This window comes from Lentzea sp. CC55 (assembly GCF_021056325.1).
Taxonomy (GTDB): domain Bacteria; phylum Actinomycetota; class Actinomycetes; order Mycobacteriales; family Pseudonocardiaceae; genus Lentzea; species Lentzea jiangxiensis.
Genome location: NZ_JAJCXE010000031.1, coordinates 13,011 through 32,880, shown reverse-complemented (window position 1 = coordinate 32,880; position 19,870 = coordinate 13,011). Strand labels below are relative to the sequence as shown.

Annotated in this window: 21 protein-coding genes and 2 pseudogenes; 13 read left to right on the top strand and 10 right to left on the bottom strand. The window is 68.8% G+C overall.

All coding sequences use genetic code 11. The features are described 5' to 3' along the window. Positions 1-4: 4 nt before the first annotated feature. A complete protein-coding gene (locus L6E10_RS25060; RefSeq protein ID WP_236221982.1) occupies positions 5-1,066 on the top strand; it encodes a DNA polymerase IV in 1,062 nt (353 codons plus the stop codon). Positions 1,067-1,094: 28 nt separating this feature from the next. Further along, entirely contained in the window at positions 1,095-1,292 is a 198-nt protein-coding gene (locus L6E10_RS25055; RefSeq protein ID WP_236221980.1) for a hypothetical protein, read from the top strand. On the opposite strand, the gene L6E10_RS25050 is transcribed toward L6E10_RS25055, so the two are convergent. Then, a complete protein-coding gene (locus L6E10_RS25050; RefSeq protein ID WP_236221979.1) occupies positions 1,289-2,005 on the bottom strand; it encodes a class I SAM-dependent methyltransferase in 717 nt (238 codons plus the stop codon). The two genes, L6E10_RS25055 and L6E10_RS25050, sit on opposite strands and share 4 nt — an antisense overlap. 53 nt (positions 2,006-2,058) lie before the next feature. Between L6E10_RS25050 and L6E10_RS25045 the strand changes: the two genes are divergently transcribed. From L6E10_RS25045 to L6E10_RS25030, 4 genes are all read left to right on the top strand, one after another. Next, on the top strand, positions 2,059-2,886 hold the full coding sequence (locus L6E10_RS25045) for a hypothetical protein (RefSeq protein ID WP_236221978.1): 828 nt from the start codon (positions 2,059-2,061) through the stop codon (positions 2,884-2,886). Positions 2,887-3,102: 216 nt separating this feature from the next. Then, a complete protein-coding gene (locus tag L6E10_RS25040; protein WP_308102873.1) occupies positions 3,103-3,300 on the top strand; it encodes a DUF397 domain-containing protein in 198 nt (65 codons plus the stop codon). 189 nt (positions 3,301-3,489) lie between these two features. Next, positions 3,490-4,344 (top strand): helix-turn-helix transcriptional regulator, encoded by an 855-nt coding sequence (locus L6E10_RS25035; protein WP_236221976.1) that lies wholly within the window; start codon positions 3,490-3,492, stop codon positions 4,342-4,344. A 230-nt stretch (positions 4,345-4,574) separates the two neighbouring features. Beyond that, positions 4,575-6,167: a TIR domain-containing protein gene (locus L6E10_RS25030; RefSeq protein WP_236221975.1), complete on the top strand. Its 1,593-nt coding sequence runs from the start codon at positions 4,575-4,577 to the stop codon at positions 6,165-6,167. 1 nt (position 6,168) lies between these two features. Here the strand turns inward: L6E10_RS25030 and L6E10_RS25025 are convergent, their stop codons facing one another. Genes L6E10_RS25025 through L6E10_RS25015 form a run of 3 tightly spaced genes read right to left on the bottom strand, consistent with a single transcriptional unit; the run spans position 6,169 to position 7,857 of the window. Then, positions 6,169-7,050, bottom strand: a complete 882-nt coding sequence (locus L6E10_RS25025) for an SRPBCC domain-containing protein (RefSeq protein ID WP_236221974.1) — start codon at positions 7,048-7,050, stop codon at positions 6,169-6,171. Between the two features lie 3 nt (positions 7,051-7,053). Continuing rightward, positions 7,054-7,365 (bottom strand): helix-turn-helix transcriptional regulator, encoded by a 312-nt coding sequence (locus L6E10_RS25020; protein WP_090096078.1) that lies wholly within the window; start codon positions 7,363-7,365, stop codon positions 7,054-7,056. A 36-nt stretch (positions 7,366-7,401) separates the two neighbouring features. Then, complete coding sequence (locus tag L6E10_RS25015; protein WP_236221973.1) at positions 7,402-7,857, bottom strand: GyrI-like domain-containing protein; 456 nt, start codon at positions 7,855-7,857, stop codon at positions 7,402-7,404. Between L6E10_RS25015 and L6E10_RS25010 the strand changes: the two genes are divergently transcribed. After that, the gene (locus L6E10_RS25010) at positions 7,757-8,713 is read left to right on the top strand and encodes a PLP-dependent aminotransferase family protein (protein WP_374237471.1); all 957 of its coding nucleotides are present in this window, start codon (positions 7,757-7,759) and stop codon (positions 8,711-8,713) included. The two genes, L6E10_RS25015 and L6E10_RS25010, sit on opposite strands and share 101 nt — an antisense overlap. A 294-nt stretch (positions 8,714-9,007) precedes the next feature. Here L6E10_RS25010 and rnhA read toward each other — a convergent pair. Together rnhA and L6E10_RS25000 are read right to left on the bottom strand one after the other, a co-directional pair. Continuing rightward, positions 9,008-9,445, bottom strand: a pseudogene (gene rnhA, locus L6E10_RS25005) (ribonuclease HI); the annotation flags it as partial. Between the two features lie 11 nt (positions 9,446-9,456). Then, positions 9,457-10,062 carry a TetR/AcrR family transcriptional regulator gene (locus tag L6E10_RS25000; protein WP_236221971.1) on the bottom strand — a complete coding sequence of 202 codons (606 nt, stop codon included), beginning with the start codon at positions 10,060-10,062 and terminating at the stop codon, positions 9,457-9,459. Positions 10,063-10,123: 61 nt separating this feature from the next. Here L6E10_RS25000 and L6E10_RS24995 point away from each other — a divergent pair, with 61 nt between their 5' ends. Next, complete coding sequence (locus L6E10_RS24995) at positions 10,124-10,666, top strand: NADPH-dependent FMN reductase (RefSeq protein WP_236221970.1); 543 nt, start codon at positions 10,124-10,126, stop codon at positions 10,664-10,666. Here the strand turns inward: L6E10_RS24995 and L6E10_RS40435 are convergent. Next, a complete protein-coding gene (locus L6E10_RS40435; protein WP_275676989.1) occupies positions 10,638-11,579 on the bottom strand; it encodes an amidase in 942 nt (313 codons plus the stop codon). The genes L6E10_RS24995 and L6E10_RS40435 overlap by 29 nt on opposite strands. A 10-nt stretch (positions 11,580-11,589) precedes the next feature. Between L6E10_RS40435 and L6E10_RS24980 the strand changes: the two genes are divergently transcribed. After that, a complete protein-coding gene (locus L6E10_RS24980; protein ID WP_236221969.1) occupies positions 11,590-12,174 on the top strand; it encodes a hypothetical protein in 585 nt (194 codons plus the stop codon). A 4-nt stretch (positions 12,175-12,178) separates the two neighbouring features. Here L6E10_RS24980 and L6E10_RS24975 read toward each other — a convergent pair whose 3' ends face one another. Continuing rightward, positions 12,179-13,234 (bottom strand): beta family protein, encoded by a 1,056-nt coding sequence (locus tag L6E10_RS24975; RefSeq protein ID WP_236221968.1) that lies wholly within the window; start codon positions 13,232-13,234, stop codon positions 12,179-12,181. Positions 13,235-13,442: 208 nt separating this feature from the next. Here L6E10_RS24975 and L6E10_RS24970 point away from each other — a divergent pair, with 208 nt between their 5' ends. Further along, complete coding sequence (locus L6E10_RS24970) at positions 13,443-13,721, top strand: type II toxin-antitoxin system Phd/YefM family antitoxin (protein ID WP_236221967.1); 279 nt, start codon at positions 13,443-13,445, stop codon at positions 13,719-13,721. A 99-nt stretch (positions 13,722-13,820) separates the two neighbouring features. After that, positions 13,821-14,054, top strand: coding sequence for a hypothetical protein (locus L6E10_RS24965; protein ID WP_236221966.1), 234 nt, complete (start codon positions 13,821-13,823; stop codon positions 14,052-14,054). 99 nt (positions 14,055-14,153) lie between these two features. On the opposite strand, the gene L6E10_RS24960 is transcribed toward L6E10_RS24965, so the two are convergent. Continuing rightward, complete coding sequence (locus tag L6E10_RS24960) at positions 14,154-14,831, bottom strand: MBL fold metallo-hydrolase (RefSeq protein WP_236221965.1); 678 nt, start codon at positions 14,829-14,831, stop codon at positions 14,154-14,156. 139 nt (positions 14,832-14,970) lie between these two features. Between L6E10_RS24960 and L6E10_RS24955 the strand changes: the two are divergent. After that, positions 14,971-15,930, top strand: a pseudogene (locus tag L6E10_RS24955) (acyltransferase family protein); the annotation flags it as partial. Between the two features lie 47 nt (positions 15,931-15,977). On the opposite strand, the gene L6E10_RS24950 reads toward L6E10_RS24955, so the two are convergent. Beyond that, positions 15,978-16,730, bottom strand: coding sequence for a maleylpyruvate isomerase family mycothiol-dependent enzyme (locus L6E10_RS24950; RefSeq protein WP_236221964.1), 753 nt, complete (start codon positions 16,728-16,730; stop codon positions 15,978-15,980). 225 nt (positions 16,731-16,955) lie between these two features. Between L6E10_RS24950 and uvrA the strand changes: the two genes are divergently transcribed. Beyond that, complete coding sequence (uvrA, locus tag L6E10_RS24945; protein WP_236221963.1) at positions 16,956-19,835, top strand: excinuclease ABC subunit UvrA; 2,880 nt, start codon at positions 16,956-16,958, stop codon at positions 19,833-19,835. Positions 19,836-19,870: the final 35 nt, after the last annotated feature.

The window sequence follows — 19,870 nt, the reverse complement described above, 5'->3', positions numbered from 1 at the left end:
CAGCATGGCGGACTGGGTCCTGCACGTGGACCTCGACCAGTTCATCGCGGCGGTCGAGGTGTTGCGCGATCCGTCGTTGCGCGGCAAGCCGGTGGTCGTCGGCGGCAACGGCGACCCGACCGAGCGCGCGGTCGTGGCCACCGCCTCCTACGAGGCGCGCGCGTTCGGCGTGCGCTCCGGCCTGCCGTTGCGGACGGCGTTCAAGAAGCTGCCGGACGCCGTGTTCCTGCCCGCCGACCACGCCCTGTACGAGGCCGCGTCGGCGGAGGTGATGGCCGTGCTGCGGTCGTTCCCGGTCGTCGTCGAGGTGGTGGGGTGGGACGAGGCGTTCGTCGGCGCCTCGGTCGACGACCCCGTCGAGCTGGCCCGGTCGCTGCAGGCGGCCGTCCTGGAGTCCACCGGCCTGCACTGCTCGGTCGGCATCGGCGACAACAAGCTGCGCGCCAAGATCGCGACCGAGTTCGGCAAGCCCGCGGGTGTGTACCGGCTGACCCGCGAGAACTGGGCCGGGGTGATGGGGCACCGGCCGACGTCCGCGCTGTGGGGGATCGGCGCGAAGACCGAGCGCAAGCTGGCCGAGCTGGGGCTGGTCACCGTGTCGGACCTGGCCGCCGCGTCGCCGGACGTGCTGGCCTCCCGCTTCGGCCCGCGGATGGGGCCCTACTACCGGACCGTCGCCCTGGGCGCGGGCGACACGGAGGTGAGCGCGACGCCGTGGGTCGTGAAGTCGCGTTCGCACGAGAAGACGTTCCAGCAGGACCTCAGCTCGTTGGAGGACATCCGGCGCGAGGTCGTGGCGCTGGCCCGCCAAGTGGCGGCCGACGTGGTCGCCGAGGGACGCCCGGCCGTGCGCGTGGGCGTGAAGGTGCGGTTCGTGCCGTTCTTCACGAAGGTGCGCCTGATGAAGCTGCCGGCGCCGACGTCGTCCGCGGACGAGCTGACCGCCGCCGCTCTGGTCGTGCTGGACCGCTTCGAACACGGCCGCGCGGTCCGTCTTTTGGGCGTGCGCGCGGAATTCTCCGACGATGATGTCGAACCGAATCCTTCTCCTTCGACGTATCAATAAGTAGACGTTGCACCGCTAGGAGAAGAAGATGACCGACTCATCGCTCACACATCGCGACCGCGCAGTTCTGAGAGCAGTGGCCGAGGGCCGTTGCGAGATCAGCGGCAGTTCCCTGCTCGTCGACGGCCTGTGCTGCGCCGACCAGTTCGCCGGCCTGCGCCTGACCACCGCGGGCCTGATCAGCGCCCGTCCGGGCCCCGCCGCGCTCACCACGGCGGGCTACTAGGTGCTCGCCGCCTGACCTTTGCGGAAGAGCGACATCAGGTACTTGTTCGAGAACCGGTGACCGTCCGGGGTTCGGTACGGTTCGGCGGCGGCCTTGATCTTCTCCGCGACTTCTTCCTCACCCTCGCGCTCGATGATGCGCTGATAGCTGCCCACGCTCAGGAAGCTGCGCACCATCGTGGCCTCGTCGGGATGTGCCAGAGGAATGTCGATCGTGAGTTCCTCCTGCGGTTCCGGCAGCCTCGGCGTCCTCCGGCCGCCAGGTCCCCGCACGGCCCGCCCGACGACCAGCAGGTCGCTCGGCAGGTCCGGGTGCCAGCCGCAGACCACCACGAAGTCCTTGCTGACCCTGACCGCCTCCTCGAACGCCTCGTCGGGGTCATCCGCGAAGAACAGCGCGTTGAACGCCGTCACGACATCGAACGTGCCGTCCGGCCACGGCAGCTTCCCCAGCGGCAGCTCGAGGAACTCGGCGGTGCTCGCCCGCCGCGCCACGGCCAGCATGGCCGGCGAGAGGTCGATCCCGGTCGCCTCGGCGCCCGCCTCGGTCGCGGCGGCGCAGAACTCGCCGCTGCCGCACGCCAGGTCGAGCACCATGGTGCCCGTGGTGATGCCGGTGCGTTCGATCGCGGTCTTCCAGGCGGGCATCGACATCGTCGCGCCGAGCGCAGCCCGCTGAGCGGCTCGGCGGCCCCACAGTTCGCCCTCGTTCACCATCCCCACCCTAACCGGGTAATCCGCTGGCCCGAGTGCGGATCATGGTGACCATGAGTGCGTTGACGCGAGTGCTGCGGTCGCTGGGCGGCGAGGAAGCGTTGTCCCGGCTGGCCGCGCTGCCGGGAAGCGACCTCACGACTTTGCTCCTCGCTCTGATGCAACGCCGTGCGCGCGCGTTGTCCGGCCCGGATGTGCTGCGCCAGTACCGTTCCGACCGCTTCGTCGCACCCGCAGAAGTCCCGTTCGCCGTGCTGCGCGCCGCCGAGGACCGCCTCCTGGCCGCTTTGCCTCCGTCGTTCTCGGTGCTGGGCCTGGCTCCGTTAGCGCCGCTCGGTGCCTGCTCGGCCGTCGCGCTGATGGACCAGAACAACGTCGTGTCGACCGTGCGCGGCACCGAGGTGGCAGCCGACCCGACCAACGCGCTCGCCCTGGAAGCCGCGCTGCGCCGCCGATCCGGCCCCGACGACGTGCGGCTGGCCGCCGTGCAGCGCGTGGTGCGGGCGCAGTTGTTCGAAGGCGCCGGGAGGTCCGCGCACTTCACGTTGTTCGCCGCGGTGTCCGCCGGTCGTGACCGGGGCTCCCTTGCCTTCGAGCGCGAGCACTTCGCCGAGCACGTGGCGTTCCTGCGCGAGGCGTGCGGTGACGTCGAGGTGCGCGTGACGGTGCTGGACCCGCGGTTTGAGGTGCTGCGCGGTGATCTGCCGGCCGATCCTTCGCGGCGGACCGAGTACTACAAGGGCTTGTGCTTCAAGGTGTTCCGCGACGGGGTGGAGATCGGCGACGGCGGCTTCGTCGACTGGACGGCGCGGTTGACGGGCAACCGCAAGGAACGCCTGCTGATCAGCGGTGTGGGCGTCGACCGGTTCGCCACGCTCTGATTCCACGCCATGTCACCGAGTCCGGGTCGGTGCTGTCCTTGATTTGTCCTCTTTCCCTTGTGGTGGCGTACCTCTGGCGGTGTTGATAAACGACTTCATGACCTTATTCTCAGTTGTGGCCTCGTCGGGTTGGAGGCTTTCCCTCCGCCGCCCTCCCGGGGTGCACGCGGGTGGGCCGGGCCGGGACGGTGGGTTCGGTCGGGGACCCCACGTGCGATGGGAGCGACGATGGCGGCAGAGCTCAGGTGGATTCGAAGCTCCTACAGCAGCAGTGGCGGCGATGCCTGCATCGAGATCGCCGTGGAGTGTCAGAAGATCGTTCTTGTTCGTGACGCGAAGGACCAGTCAGGACCACGTCTGCGGTTCTCTTCGAGCGCTTGGTCTGCCTTCGTCACATTCACGTCACCCGTTTGACGGTCTTTAACCCGTTCGGCTGTATCTTCTGACATGGGCACCCCCCCAATCGGCTTAATGAATGGCTGCGCGCTAGCATTTTGAAGATGCACAAATTGCCTGCAGTCCTTCTATGTACCCGCATCATGCCAGGTGGCACAATGGTGCCAGGCGGTTCCGTCCTGTCTGTGACCGAGGGGGACCTGCGCCTTGTCTGGTAAGGGCAATCCCGTTGCGCAGCAGCGCAAGCTACTGAGTGAGCTGAGGCAGGCTCGAGAAGCCCGGCGGTTCACCCAGGACTCCGTCGCGGAAGCGCTCGAGTGGTCCACCTCCAAGGTCATCCGCATCGAGCAGGGCAAGAGCGGTATCTCGGTCACGGATTTGAGAGCGTTGTTGCTCCACTACGGCATCACCGAGCCGGCTCGTGTCGACGAACTGGTGGACCTGGCCCGTGCGACCAAGCGGCCTGCCTGGATGGCGAAGTACCGCGGTCTGCCCAAGGGGTTCGCGCAGTTCATCGAACTCGAGTCAGTCGCGATCCGGTGCCGGTACGTGCAGACCTCGCTGATCCCGGGCATGTTGCAGACCCGGGAGTACGCGACCGCGATCGTCACCGCGGGCGGTGAAGCTCAAGACGCGGTCGAACGCGGCGTCGACATTCGCATGCACCGTCAGGCCCTGATCGGGGCCAACGGCCCGGAGATGTTCTTCATCCTCGACGAGTCGGCGCTGCACCGAGTGATCGGCAGCGTTGAGATCATGCGCATGCAGCTCCAGCAGATCAAGAAGCTGGCCGCGACCGAACAGATCTCCGTTCAGATCGTGCCCTTCTCGGTTGGAATGCATCCGGCCATGAAGGGGTCGTTCTCCATCCTTGAGATCAACGAGGACGAGAACGACTTTTCGTTGTTCCTCGAAGAGTTGTACCGGCCGTCGCGGGTCCAGGACGACTCGGAGGTCGTGCGCGAGTACCTCACGTACTTCTTCCAGCTGGAGAAGTTCGCCCTACCCGCCAGTGAAACCCCACGCGTCATCGACGAGCGGCTCGAACACCTGGGAGGTTGACCAGTTCGAAGTTGGACGGGTGTCTGCGGCAACAGGCACCCGTCCAAAGGCAACGCCGCTTACCCGACCGCACCGCGCAAAGTGAGGCGAGCAGACAACGCAGTCATCAGCCTATGGCGTTCCACCGGTCCTGACTGCCGCCATGCGGGCCATTCCGGCTCAAATGGCCTCGCCTCACCGATCCGAAGTGATCGGTGGCCTGAGGTCACCCAGCCCGCAAGGAGCCCGCCATGACCGGCCTCTTCATCAGCTACAGCCACAGCGACGGCGCTCGTGCCGCCTCGGCGCTGGCGGCTTCCTTGCGGCGACTGAGTTTCGACGTGTGGTGGGACGACGACCTGCCCGCCGCCGCGCCGCTGTCCATCCCGTCGTGGATGGAGGAAGGCTTCCGCGACCGCACGGTGATCGTCGTCGTGTCACCGGACTACCTGAGGGCGTTGGAGTCCAACGACTTCCTTGAGCGCAAGGGCGTCCGGTACGAGGCGAGACTCCTGCGGCACAAGCTCTACCACCACGGCGAGGCCTACCGGTGCGGTGTCGTGCCGGTCGTGCCGGCGGGGTTCGACAAGAACCGGCTGCCCGCGGTGCTGCAGTCGCTGGTGATCCACACCTTCGACCCGGACACAGGGGCCGGGCTCGAGGAGCTGGTGAACGCGCTCACGGGCGCGGAGGCCGTGGAAGGTGGTGTGACGGTGAGCGTGGAACCCTTCGCCGCATCGCGCAACGTGCGGGAGATGTTGCGGGACCTGGAAGACCTCGATCCCGCCGAGCCGGCGGCGCTGGTGCTGGTCGAGCGGCTGGTCGAGCTCGGGGCGGGGGACATCGAGCTCGCGCGGTCGTTCGACTCGGTGGTGGGGGCCGCCAAGGCGCACGGCGACGTGGACCTGGTGCGGCGCACCTCCGAGATGTGCCTGCGCACCTTGTCCGCGACCGAACGCCTGCGCGGTGAAGGTGCCCTGGAGGCCAAGATCCTCGTCGAGGGGCAGGCGTGGTACCTGCTGCGCGAGCACCGGCTGGTCCGCGCCGCCGCTGCTGCCGAGGACGGCACGAGGATCGCGGAGAAGTACCGCGACCTCTACACGGCGGCACGCGGAACCCTGTGCCACGCAACGGTTTTCCTGCGCATGGCGGGCGAGGGCGTTGCGTTCGACCGGGACTTCTACCTGCGCAAGAGCGAGCACCTGCTGCTGCAGGCGATCGACCGGTTCTCCGCGATCTCGGGCCGCGCGAGCGAGGAGGTCGGCCTGTGCGCCTCGTTGGGCGCGGAGTGGTGGCTGGCGCGCCACCACCTGACCGGTGACCGGGCGAACCTCGCCCTGGCGGTGTCGAAGGCGCGGTCGGCTGAGGTGCTGCTCACGCCCGGCGGAGAGTGGTACCACTGGCTGATGGTGCTGCGTGCGCGCTTGTGCCACGCCGCTCGCAAGTACAACGACGGCAGGGAGTTCGTCACCCAGGTCATCGCCGCCAACGCGTACCCGGAGGTGGTCGCACGGGCGCACCACGTCCGTGCCGAACTGTCCCTCGGCAGCCGCGAGAAGGCGAGCGCGGTCCGCGACCTCCTGGTGGCGGAGGAGAGGTTCCGCGCGTTGCGCTACGACTACGCGGCGGCGTCCTCCTGGTGGTCCGTCGCCAAGCTCGACGCGGCCAGGGTCACCGACGTCAAGCTCACGGCCGCTGACATCGATGACCTCGAGGACCTGACGCCGGATCCGCGGACCCGGCGCCGGGCCGTGCTCGAGTACGAGCAAGCGAGCGCACGCCGGTTCGGGCGCCGGTGCCCGCCCGACTGGCGCTTCCTGGTGGACCGGGTGCGGTACGCGTGAGTCAGCGCTCGGCGTAGCGCTTGGCCAGTTCCTCCTCGCGGTCGGTGGGCCACGGGCAGCGGATCTCGCCCTGCGTGGCCGCGAAGAACAGTTCCAGGTGCACGTGCCAGGCCGCGAGTGCTTCGGGGCCGTGCGCGTTCTCCTGCACGAGCGTGACCATGGTGCCCTGCAGCGGCACGTGGTCGAACTCCCAGCGCACCACGCCCTTCGGCTCGCCGTCCTGGAGCCACTCGTACTCCAGCAGGCGAGGTGCTTCGGACCTCGTGACCCTGCCCGGCGTGAGGCCGGGATGTGCGGCGCGGGTCGGCACGGCGTCGTCGGTGCCTTCGGTGAGCAGTCGCCAGACGTCCTCCAGCGGCGTCCACACCAGGTCTCGCGTGAAGCGGACGCCTTCGGGTTCGTCCGTGCCCTCGTCGAGGCCGAACTCCCTGACGTAGTGCTCGATGCGCGACAGCCACTCGGCCGGTGGCTCGAACTCCGCGCCGTCGGCGTGCGCGACCAGGGCGTCGAGGCAGGTGGTCCAGCCGGGTGCGTCGCGGCCGACGGTCAGCTTGTTCGTGACCACGGCGGTGAAGACCAGCAGGCAGCCCTCGTCCCGCGGCAGGATCTCGAAGCGGAGCACGTCGGTCAGCCAGCGGAACGCGAACACCTTCGGCGGGTCCGACTCCAGCAGTTCGCCCTCGCCGCCGTCGGAGTCCACCGGGGCCTCGTCCGGGAACGTGAAGCGCATCCTCGTGCCGTCGACCTCGACCTCGGCGGGGAACCAGTGCTTCATCTCGGCCGGATCGGTGACGACCCGCCAGACCTTCTCCGGCGAGTGCCGCAGCCTGCGCTCGAAGCGCAGGACGGGCTTGCCCTCGATCATCCGCAGTTCGGCGTCCACGGGTCAGTCCCCTTCGATCTCGTCGAGTCGTCGTTCCAGTGCGTCGAGGCTCGTCTCCCACATCCGCCGGTACGGCGCGAGCCAGGCGTCGATCTCCGCCAGGGGACCGGGGGACACCCGGTACCAGCGCTTCTGGGCGTCGGTGCGCACCTCGACCAGGCCGGCCTCGCGCAGCACCTTGAGGTGCTTCGACACGGTCGGCTGGGCGAGCGTCAGCCTGTCGACGAGGTCGCCGACCGGCTGCTCGCGTTCCCGCAGCAGGTCGAGGATCTCCCGGCGACTCGGATCCGCCAGCACGGCGAACGTAGATGCCATGCCAGCAATATAGCTCGATCGGAATATACGGTCCAGTCAGTCCGCGAGGCGGATCGCCACCTCCGTGGCCCACTTGGCCGGATCGGGCTCCACCGCGGGGTCGGTGAAGTGCGTCTCGAGGCGCGCGCCCCACCTGTCGCCCTCGCGGTCGAACCGGACGGCGTGGGCGAGGAGCCCGTCCGTGACGGCGGCCAGGCCCTCGGGACCGCCCTCGTGCAGCGCGATCAGGTACTGGCCCGCGGGCAGCGTCGCCGTGAACACCTCGCCGTCGCCGGGCACCTCCGCGACCGCCGGAATCCCCGCCTCCACCTCGAACTCCTCGGTGGAGACGCGTAAGTAGCGCAGGAACGGCGCTCCGGTGACCGGCAGCTCGCGATCGGCCAGCCACCGCATGACCTCGGGGAAGCGGTCGGCGATCTCGGCGGACGTCTCCGGCGTCACGGTGGCCTTGACCGTGGCGCAGGGCTGCCCGGCACGCGTCTCGATGTCCATGTGTCCACGCTGGCCACGGCCACCGACAGAAAATCCGCGTCCGCCGGCGGTCGAGGAACCGACGTACCTGGCGGCGTTGCAGTGCTTCCAGATGGCGGGCGCCCGGATCGTGCCCGTCGCGAGCGACGCCGACGGCCTCGACCCCGCCTCGTTGCGCGAGGTCGTGGCCGGGGAGAAGCCGGCACTGCTGTACCTCGTGCCGACGTTCGCGAACCCGACCGGCCGCACGCTCCCGGCCGCGCGCCGGGCCGAGATCGCGGAGATCGCCGCCGAGAACTCGGTGTGGCTGGTGGAGGACGACCCGTACGGCGAGCTCCGCTACCGGGGCTCCGCGGTGGCCTCGCTGGCGTCGATCAGCGACAGGACCGTCTACCTGGGCAGCTTCTCGAAGATCGGTGCCCCCGGGATGCGTCTGGGATGGCTCCGCGCGCCCGCGGAGCTGCTGCGCACGTTGGTGATCGTGAAGCAGGCCGCCGACCTGCACACGTCCACAGTGGACCAGGCCGCCGCGGCGTCCTACCTGGCGCACACCGATCTCGACGCCCACGTCGCCCGTTTGTGCGTGGAGTACGGTGCGCGCCGTGACGCGATGGTCGCCGCGTTGCCTTCCACCGTTCCTGACGGCACCACGTGGAGCGATCCGGACGGTGGCATGTTCGTCTGGCTGAGGCTGCCGGGTGACGTCGACAGCGCCGTGTTGCTCAAGGAGGCGTTGAAGCACGACGTCGCTTTCGTGCCGGGGGCACCCTTCTTCGCCACCACGCCGGACCGCGCGACGTTCCGGATGTCGTTCACCAGCACCACCCCGGAGGAGATCCGCGAAGGCATGGCGCGGCTGGCGAAGGTGCTGCGCTGAGCCGCGGTCAGGCCCTCGGCCCGACGCTGGTCCGTGTCACGAGAACAGTTCGAGCGCGTGCTGGTGGTGCTCGCAGCGGCCGCCACCGGTCGCGATGGTGCAGGGCGTGCCCTTCTTCGTGAGGGCACCGCACTGCAACGCCGGGTCGTGGATGTGGCACAGGCCGTTCGCACCCGCGGTGATCGGGCACGGCGTGCCCTTCTTCGTCGGCGTGCCGCACGGTTCGCCGCTCAGTTCACGCGGCTGCTTCGGCTTGGCCGCCTTCTTCGGTTTCGCCTGGGGCTGCGCGACTTCACGGCCCGTCACCTCCTCCACGCCGCGCACGGCCAGGCGGTCGGCGCGTTCGTTCTCGGGGTGACCCGCGTGGCCCTTGACCCAGTGCCACTCGACGTCGTGCCTGTTCGCGGCTTCTTCCAGGCGGCGCCACAGGTCGGCGTTCTTGACCGGCTCCCGGGCCTTCGTGAGCCAGCCGTTCGCCTTCCAGCCGTGCACCCAGGAGGTGATGCCGTTACGGACATACGTGCTGTCCGTGTAGAGCTTCACGGTGGATGCGCGCGTAAGGCTCTCCAGCGCCATGATGGGCGCCATCAGTTCCATGCGGTTGTTCGTCGTCGGGCCGATGTCACCGCCGTACATGTCCTTCTCGTGCGCGCCGTAGCGCAACACGGCACCCCAGCCACCCGGACCGGGGTTGGGGCTGCACGCGCCGTCGGTGTAGATCACGACCTCCATGCGGCATGAGGCTACCGACGGGCTCCGGCGTCCTTGCGCTGACGGTTGCCCTCGACGTCGTGCCCGTGCAGGAGCACGCGAACGCCGGCGGCGATGTCCTCGTCGTCCGGACGTGACCCGCTGATGCTGGGGTCGCCGGTCATCGTGAGCACCATGAGGTGCACGGCGGCTCTCCGCGGGTCCCGGAACCCGAGTGCCTCCAATCGCGACGCCAGCTCCCGCCGCACCTTCCGCGGCCCGGTCTCCTGCCACGCCTCGATCGCCTCGGCCGGGATGTGGGCGAGCTCGGCGTTGATCTGCCGCACGAGCGCGAAGTGCTCGGCGTGACCCTGCTGGGCGCTCATGGCCCTCCCGAACGCCGTCAGGTCCTCCTGCAGGTCCGTGACCTTGTGGAAGTGCCGCTCGATGATCGCGATCTGGTCGCGCGCCGCATCGCCCGCGCTGGCCTGGATCACCTGGCGGAAGAGGTCGGCCTTGTCCGCGAAGTGGTTGTAGAGCGTGCGTGTCGACACCTCCGACTCCTTCGCGATGGCGTCGATGCTCGCCCGCGAGTAGCCGTCACGGGCGAACACGCTCAACGCCCCGCGCAGGACTGCCTGCCGCTTGTCCGGTCGCATGACCCGATTCTAGTACAACGATCGTTGCACTAATTGCCATGGCCGTTGTACTTTGGCGGTCATGCGAATCGCAGTGGTTCTGGGGAGCACGCGTCCCGGCCGTCGTTCCGAAGCCGTGGCGCAGTGGGTCCTGAAAGTCGCCAACAGCCGTGCCGACGCCACGTTCGACCTCATCGACTTGGCCGAAGTGGACCTACCGATGCTCGACGAACCGATGCCCGCCATCGTCGGTCAGTACCAGCACGAGCACACGCGGGAGTGGGCGTCGCGCATCGCGTCGTACGACGGCTTCGTGTTCATCACGCCCGAGTACAACCATTCGTTCCCCGCGGTGCTGAAGAACGCCATCGACTACCTGTACGCGGAGTGGAACGACAAGGCGGCCGGGTTCGTGGGCGTCGGCGGCTCCGGCGGCTTGCGCGCCGTTGAGCAGCTACGGCTCGTGCTGGCCGAACTGAAGGTGGCCACCGTGCGCACACAGGTCGCGTTCGGCGGTGGCGATCTGGAGGGGGAGCCGCAGCACCACGACACGCTGCACGTGATGCTCGACGAACTGGTGGCGTGGGCGTCGGCGCTCAGGTCCATCCGAGCCGTGGCGGCCTAGCGATCAGGCGGGCGGCGGCGACCAGGTCCACCTCGCGGCCGTGCCTCGCCACGGCCTGCAGTCCCACCGGCAGGCCTTCGGCGTCGAACCCGGCCGGGATGCTGATCGCCGGGTGACCGCTGAGGTTGAACGTCCAGGTCAGCGCGGTGTTGATGCGCGAGCCCGGCCCGTCGTGCCCGTGCGGCGGACCGGGCGTCGTCGGGGTGAGCAACAGGTCCGCGGTCTGGAACAGCTCGTCCAGCACGGGGTTGGGGCCGCAGCGGTGGGCGAACCAGTCGTCGGCGGGGTCCGGGAGCCGCAGGTCGACCGGACGCGGGCTCAGGGGAGCAGCGGCCCTCCAGGCGATCTCGGCCTGCTCGTCGTCCACGTCGGCGAAGCCCAGGTCCGCCGACCAGACGGCCGTGGGGGAGCTGACCTCGTCGAGGTCCAGGTAGGTCATGAGCAGGGCCGGATCGCGCACGAACACACCCACCGCGGCCCGTTCCGAAGAGGTCGTCTTCAAGCCGTACACGCCGCACCACGCCGCCGGCACGCGGATCGAGCCCGCGCCGTCGACGCCCGTGGCCAGCGGCACGACACCCGACGCCACCGCGACCGCCGATCCCGCCGACGACCCACCCGGTGTGCGATCGAGGTTCCACGGGTTGCGTGTGACGCCACGAGAGTTACGGCCCCACGTCTGCCAAGGAGTGCTGCCATCGGGCGTGGTGGTGAGTCCGATCGGGATGCACCCTTTGGCCACCAACGCTTCGCGGTGGCTTCGCCGCTCGCCGCGCTTGACCGCGATCGGCATCCCGGCGAACGGCAGCGACGGGTCGACGTCGAGATCCGGTGAGCGGAAGACCTCGTGGAACGCGCACAGGGTGGGCTCCACGACGTCCAGGCGCGCGAGCGCCTCCCGCACTTCAGGCATGATCCACCCCGTGAAATGGACTCGCGCTGTGCACCACCTGGCTGAGCTCGCCGAGAAGTGCGGCGACCTGCCGGCCTCGTTCTTCCGGTTCCAGGTGGTCGAGCTGTGGGTCTTCGGCGATCTGCTCGACGTGCCGCGCGACGTCGAGACCATCCAGGTTGCGCTGGTCGCCGACCTGCCGGTGGACGAGGTGCCGTGGCTGAGCGAGCCGGTCGGCGCCGAGCACTGGGCGAACTCGACGCGGCTGTCGCGCAACCCGTTCGACGCCCGGTGGCGATCCGGGGACGCACCCGTGTGGAACCACCGCATCGAGCGGCCCGCGCTGATCTGGAGCGCGGCGGACGGCGTCAACGAGGAAGCGCTCGTGGCGGTCAGCGACGGCACGGCGGAGCTGGTGCGGTCCGCCGCGCCGTCCGCCGAGGAGCTGCGCAAGCGGGTCGAGGACGAGCTCGCGGTGAGCCTCCGGGCGTTGCGGCGGGAGAACCAGGCCTACACGGATCACCGGTGGAGCCCCGGCAAGCTCACACCGTATTCGGACGCGTTGTGGCGCACGACCACCGGGTACCTGGACCTGCTCGACGCGCTCGCCGGCTGACTGGTCACAGCTCGTCCGGCACGCGTCGAGTCAGGTGCGCGATGTGGTGCGACGTGGCCATCGCGATCCAGCGCGCGACGGAGCCCGCGGTCCTGTTGCCTCCGCGCCGGCACGCGGCCAGTTCGCGGTCACCCCACGAGTAGCCGGTGCCGGCGAACTCCTGCCTGGCCACGAGCTCGTCGGCGATGTCGGAGAACGCCTCGCCGGCTGCTCCCTCCGCCACCTTCCCGGACTCCCTGACGAGCCGGCGCCGCAGCGTGATCACGTTGCCGGGCACGGTGTAGACGAAGTACGGGTTGGGGAGGCGGCCACCGGTGCCGCCGGCAGCGGACGGCCGCGGGTGAACGACGCCGTAGTCGCCGTAGTGGATCTGCGCTTCGCTCACCCCGGCCACGAGTTCGCGCCAGAGCCGGACCTCGGGCCGGTCCCGGACGGTGGTGGTGTACCCGTGCCTGGTGTCGGGGATCGACCCGGCGAGCAGCGTCGTCGAGGCCGGCCCCAGGTGATCGGTCAGTGCCCTGGCGAGCACCACGGCCGACTCGACCTGCCGCTGGTCGACGTTCTGCACGTGCCCCAGGTCGATGACGGCGTGCATCGCCTGGTCGCCGAGGCGCGTCAGGCTCGCGATGTGGCGGAGGCGGTCCACGGGCCGGTCGACACCGAGGTCGCGGAAGCGGACTACGACTTCCCGAGGCCGGTGTTCCTGGAGCAGCGCTATCGTCCTCAGTTCGCCGTCGGCTGCCGAGGCCGGAACCACCGGGATCAGGGCCGGGACATCCGGGACGAGGAGCCCGCACTTGTCCTGCAGCGCGTTTTCGATGCAGTTGTCGAGGTGTTCGAACGGGCCGCCGGCGCACTGCGCGAGCCCACCGGCGGGAGTGAGCAGATGCGGGTCGATCCACGCGGGTCGTCCTCGTTCTGCCAGCTCCACCGCGGCGTCCACCAGCGACCGGAAGACGCCGCGGCCTGCGGGTCGCACGGAGTCGAGAAGTTCGATTACGACTCTGGGTGTGGAATTCTCGTGCTTGTCGAGATGAAGCAAAGAATCGAACTCGCCCATTTTGCTCTTCAAAGCGACCAACGGTGTAAAGGACATGCATCGCCCCTTCCCCAGCACGGCGCGAACCCACTTCGATCATGCTGGGGGAAGATGGGCGAATGGCCCGCCGGACGAGTGAACTTCGCAGGTCGTCCGGCTGTCTCATCCCACCAGCCGCATGAGCGCCTCACGACGTAGCGTCGCTACTACGCGGGTCTAGGCTTGGCGTGTGAAGTTCATCAGTCAGCGGGAGTTTCGCAACTGCTCTGCGGCGGTCATGGACGCGGTGGAGGCGGGCGAGACGTACCACGTGACGCGGAACGGGGTTGAGGTCGCCGAACTCCGGCCGCTGCCCCAGCGCCGCCGGTTGACGGCCGAGGAACTCGTCGAACGACACAGGACCTTGCCCCAGGTCGATCACCTCCGCATGCGTCATGAGGACGAGAAGTGCTTCGGCGACGAGGACCGCGTTGGCGATGTTGAGCCGTGGGAGCGCAACCGTGGCTGAACGCCCCGAAACCGGGTGCTCGACACGTGCGCTTAGACCGACCTCGGCCTTCTGGACCCGGTAGGACTGCCGGAGGTTCCTGAGCTCACGGCGGTCGCGATGGCCGAGTTGCACCAGGGTGTGGCGATGGCCAAAGACGCGGCATCCAGAGCTGCACGCACCGAGAAGCTCGGCGCGGCGATCGTCGACTTCGAGGCGCTGCCCTTCGACGGCCAGGCAGCAGCCAGATACGGCACCTTGGTCGCGCTCACGATGGCGGCGAACCGGAATCCGAAGCCTCGCCGGATGGATTTGACGATCGCAGCTGTCGCATCGTCACGTGGATGCCGCTGAACACGCGAAATGCCGAAAACTTCAAGGGCCCGACAGCATGGTGACGACCATCGAGGTTGTCGGGGAGCCCGGACTGGCGGGCTCCCCGACCGGCGAGGCTCACCAGCCGCGCGAGCGCCACTCCGCCAGCGAAGGACGCTCCTCGCCGAGCGTCGAGTCGTCGCCGTGGCCCGGGTAGAACCAGGTCGAGTCGGGCAGCACCGCGAACAGGCGGTCCTCCACGTCGTTGATGAGCGACGCGAAGTTGTCGGCGGACGTGGTCTTGCCCACACCCCCCGGAAAGAGTGAATCTCCGGTGAAGAGGTGCGGATGGCCGTTCGGGTCGTCGTAGACGACGGCGATGGAGCCCGGGGTGTGGCCGCGCAGGTGGATGATCGAGAGCGGGACTTCTCCCACGTTGATGGTGTCGCCGTGGTCCAGGAGGACGTCCGGTGCGACGGGGAGGACGGGGGCGTCCAGTTCGTGCGCGGCGGTGTTCGCGCCGTGGGCCGCGGCCGTGGCTTCGAGTGCCTGCCAGTGATCGGCGTGCTGGTGCGTGGTCACGATCGTGCGCAGGCGCGGGCGGTCCGGGCTGTGGGCCAGCAGGTCGGCCAGACGCTCGTGGTCGTTGGCCGCGTCGATCAGCAACGCCTCGTTCGTGGACCGGCAAACCAGCAGGTAGGCGTTGTTGTCCATGGGGCCGACGGAGATCTTGGTGATGGTCAGCGCGTCGAGGGTGCGGCGGGCCGCGGGGCCCTCCGGATCGACATGACCGGTGTAGTTCTCGAGTACGTCCACGGTGGCAGACGGTAGCCGCTCGAAGCGGCGGCACGCACACCTTCAGGTTGCATACAGGTCTCACCCATAGGGTAAGTAAGGATCAAGCTTCGAACCCCGAGTACTCCGAACGCACCAACGGACAGGGTCCCCGCCTCTCGTGATTCCAGCGCAACGACAGCAGCCCCGGACGGCCCGCAGGATCAGCTGGGACGTCCTCCGCGTCGTCGCCATCGGGTGCGTGCTGCTCCACCACGCGACTCTCACCAGCGTGAGCAGCCACCCCGAACTGGGGCCGCTGCCGTTCACGTTCCCGATGTCGATGGGCGCCAGCACGCTGATGGTCGTCTCGGCCTTCTTCGCCTGCGCATCGCTGAACAGCGGCAGACCGGGGCGGTTCCTGTGGCGAAGACTCGCGCGCCTGCTGCCCGCTTACATGGCGGCGGTTCTCCTGACGTACGCGGTGCAGAGGTGGATCGCGCCGCCGGGGTGGAGCCAGCTCGACGGCAGGGACGTCGTCTACAACCTGCTGCTGGTCAACCAGTGGTTCCCGGACGTCGACATCGTCGACTTCGCCTACTGGACCGTGCCGGTGCAGATCGCGGCCTTCGTCGCCGGTGCCGCGCTGGTGAAGGTGCTGAGGGGGACGAAGCTCCGCGTCTTCCTGTGGGCGCTCGTCGTCACGCCCCTGCTGCTGCGCCCGTTGCTGGACCACTCGCACGCGTTGTTCGTGATCTACAACGGGTTCGCGCTGCACAGGGCGCAGTTGTTCGCCGCCGGCATCGCCATCTGGCTGTGGCACAAGGACAGGCTGAAGACCCCGCACCTGGCCGCGCTGCTCACGGCGACCCTGATCGCGCAGGCGGTTCACACGACCGAGTACGGGTCGACGCTCGGCTTCGGTGTCCTGCTGCTCATGGTGTGCGCGGCGGCCGCTGGACCCGATTGGGTGTTCTTCAGCCCGATCGCCAAGCCGATCACGTGGCTCGCCGGCATCTCGTACGGGGTCTACCTGGTCCACCAGCAGATCGGCACCGTGGTGATGGACCGCATGCACGCCTTCGGGCTGCGGTCCTGGTGGATCCTCGCCGGGTTCGTCACCTCGGCCCTGGTGCTCGGGTGGGCGATGACGAAGTTCGTCGAACGGCCCGCGTACCGCCTGCTGACTCAGACCCAGTCGGGCAGCTCCGGCAGCTCCCCGCGCAGGTCGGCGCCGTCGGTCCTGCCGGTCAGCCACCCCAGGACGGCGCTCGCGGACCCGCTCACCGAACTGCGGCTGGCGGGGCCGTTGACCACCCAGCTGCGCTGATCGCCACCGGGCAGCGTCACCTCGACTCCGAACGGCTCGACCCTGCCCTCGAACTGCTGGACGGCGTCGTCGAGGAACTCCTCCACGAACTGCTCGGGCAGGTCCCCGAACCCGACACCGGCGTCGAGGTCGACCAGGTGGATCCAGATCTCGCGCAGCCGCAGCAGCGGCACGGTCGACGCCGGGATCACCTGGCCCTTGGGCGCGCTGACCTCCGAACGCCAGGCGTGCGCCGGCATCTCGCGGCACGCGGCGTCGAACCGCAGGCACGCGGAGTCGAGGTCGGCCCTGATTACCTGGAGGCTCCGGCGGGAACCCTCCTCGATGTCGGCGTCGCGGTCCGTCCGCGACGTGTAGGCCTGGTGCTCCACCCCGGTGCGTGCCCAGGTGAGGAGGTTCACCAAGGCGTCCGCGTTGCGCGCGAGGTGGGTGATGACGTGTCCGCGGGACCACCCGGGGAGCAGGCTGGCGCCGCGCACGGCGCTCTCGTCCAGCTCTTCGACGGTCTCGTAGAGCACGTCCGTCGCCTGGCGCACGGCGTTGATGTGCCGGTCCGGCACCCCTCGCGGCGCCGGTACGGACGTGTCCTGCGTGGACGGCGTGTAGGTCATGTGCTGCCTCTCCCCGACGTTGAGGCTTCTGATCGAAGTGACCAGCCTAGGAGTAAACCCAGCTCAGGGGAATGCGACAGCTGTCCGAACCGTTTCTGTCAGGGGTGCGCCCTAGCATGGTCGGCGGGTCGGTCACAGCCTCCAATCCGATGCTAGTACTCTTCGAACGCTTGTTCGGAAGAGTGTGGCGTGAGTGACCCGCCAATCGCAGCCGAAGGGACCCCAGTGGCAGACCGTCTTGTTGTTCGCGGCGCCCGCGAGCACAACCTGCGCGGCGTGGATATCGACCTGCCGCGGGACAGCCTGATCGTCTTCACGGGGCTGTCCGGCTCCGGCAAGTCGAGCCTGGCTTTCGACACGATCTTCGCCGAGGGGCAGCGCCGCTACGTCGAGTCGCTCTCGGCCTACGCACGCCAGTTCCTCGGGCAGATGGACAAGCCCGACGTCGACTTCATCGAGGGTCTCTCGCCCGCGGTCTCGATCGACCAGAAGTCCACGAGCCGCAACCCGCGCTCGACCGTCGGCACGATCACCGAGGTCTACGACTACCTGCGCCTGCTCTACGCGCGCGCCGGCAAGCCGCACTGCCCGCAGTGCGGCGAGGCGATCGGCAAGCAGACGCCGCAGGAGATCGTCGACCAGGTGCTCGCGATGGAGCAGGGCACCAAGTTCCAGGTGCTCGCGCCGGTCATCCGCGGCCGCAAGGGCGAGTACCTCGACCTCTTCCAGAACCTGCAGACGCAGGGCTACTCGCGCGCGAAGGTCGACGGTGTCGTCCACGCGCTGGCCGAGGTGCCCAAGCTCAAGAAGCAGGAGAAGCACCACATCGCGGTCGTCATCGACCGCCTGAGCGTCAAGGCCTCGTCCAAGCAGCGCCTCACCGACTCGGTCGAGACGGCGCTGCGGCTCGCCGACGGTCTGGTCGAGCTCGAGTTCGTCGACCTCCCGGAGACCGACCCGAAGCGGATCAGGGGCTTTTCCGAGAACCTGGCGTGCCCCAACGGCCACCCGCTCGCCATCGAGGACCTGGAGCCGCGGTCGTTCTCCTTCAACTCGCCGTACGGCGCGTGCGTGGTCTGCACGGGCATCGGCGTGCGCAAGGAGGTCGACCCGGAGCTCGTGGTCCCGGACGACGAGCTGAGCCTCGCCGACGGCGCCATCGCGCCGTGGGCGGGCGGGCAGACCGCGGAGTACTTCCAGCGGTTGCTGCAGTCGCTCGGCGAGACCATCGGCTACCGGATGGACACGCAGTGGCGGCACCTGCCCGCCAAGGCGCAGAAGGCGATCCTGCACGGCATCGACGAGCAGGTGCACGTCCGCTACAAGAACCGCTACGGCCGTGAGCGCTCCTACTACGCCAACTACGAGGGCGTCATCCCGTTCCTCGAACGGCGCCAGGAGCAGACCGAGTCCGAGTACATGCGGGAGAAGTACGAGGGCTACATGCGCGAGGTCCCGTGCCCCGCGTGTCAGGGCACGCGCCTCAAGCCCGAGATCCTCGCCGTCACGCTGCACCACGGCAAGAAGGGCGACCGCTCCATCGCCGAGGTCTGCGCGATGAGCGTCGCGGAGTGCTCCGACTTCCTCGACGGCCTCAAGCTCGGCAAGCGCGAGTCGATGATCGCGGGCGCGGTGCTCAAGGAGATCCAGGCCCGCCTGCACTTCCTGCTCGACGTCGGCCTCGACTACCTCTCGCTCGACCGCGCGTCCGGCACGCTGTCCGGCGGCGAGGCCCAGCGCATCCGGCTCGCCACCCAGATCGGCTCGGGCCTGGTCGGCGTGCTGTACGTGCTGGACGAGCCGTCGATCGGCCTGCACCAGCGCGACAACCACCGCCTCATCGAGACCCTGACGAGGCTGCGCGACCTCGGCAACACGCTGATCGTCGTCGAGCACGACGAGGACACGATCCGCACGTCGGACTGGGTGGTCGACATCGGCCCCGGCGCGGGCGAGCACGGCGGCAAGGTCGTGCACAGCGGCCCGTACAAGAAGCTGCTGACGAACAAGGAGTCGATCACCGGCGCCTACCTGTCGGGCCGCAAGTCGATCCCGATGCCCGCCAAGCGCCGCAAGATCGACAAGAAGCGCCAGATCACCGTCGTCGGCGCCCGCGAGCACAACCTGCGCGGCATCGACGTGTCGTTCCCCCTCGGCACGCTGACCTCGGTCACGGGCGTGTCCGGCTCGGGCAAGTCGACGCTGGTCAACGACATCCTCGCCACGGTGCTCGCGAACAAGCTCAACGGCGCTCGCCAGGTGCCCGGCCGACACACCCGCATCAACGGCCTGAACGAGGTCGACAAGCTCGTGCGGGTCGACCAGTCGCCGATCGGCCGCACCCCGCGGTCGAACCCGGCCACCTACACCGGTGTGTTCGACCACGTCCGCAAGCTGTTCGCGGCGACCACCGAGGCGAAGGTCCGCGGCTACCAGCCGGGCCGCTTCTCGTTCAACGTCAAGGGCGGCCGCTGCGAGGCGTGCGCCGGCGACGGCACCATCAAGATCGAGATGAACTTCCTCCCGGACGTCTACGTCCCCTGCGAGGTGTGCAAGGGCGCGCGGTACAACCGCGAGACGCTCGAAGTGCACTACAAGGGCAAGACGATCTCCGAGGTCCTCGACATGCCGATCGAGGAAGCGGCCACGTTCTTCGAGCCGATCAACGCGATCCACCGCCACCTGCGCACGCTGGTCGACGTGGGTCTCGGCTACGTGCGGCTGGGCCAGCCGGCACCGACGCTGTCCGGTGGTGAGGCGCAGCGCGTGAAGCTCGCGTCGGAGCTGCAGAAGCGCTCGACGGGCAAGACGGTCTACATCCTCGACGAGCCCACGACGGGTCTGCACTTCGAGGACATCCGCAAGCTGCTGGGCGTGATCAACGGCCTGGTGGACAAGGGGAACACCGTCATCGTCATCGAGCACAACCTCGACGTCATCAAGACGTCCGACTGGGTCGTCGACATGGGTCCCGAAGGGGGCTCCGGCGGCGGTATGGTCGTGGCGGAGGGCACTCCCGAGCAGGTCTCCGCGGTCGAGAAGAGCTACACGGGGCAGTTCTTGCAGCAGGTGCTCGAAAACGAGGTGGTGTCGGCAGCAGGGTGATGATCCTGCTCACCACGAGCGCGCCCTCCAGGCGT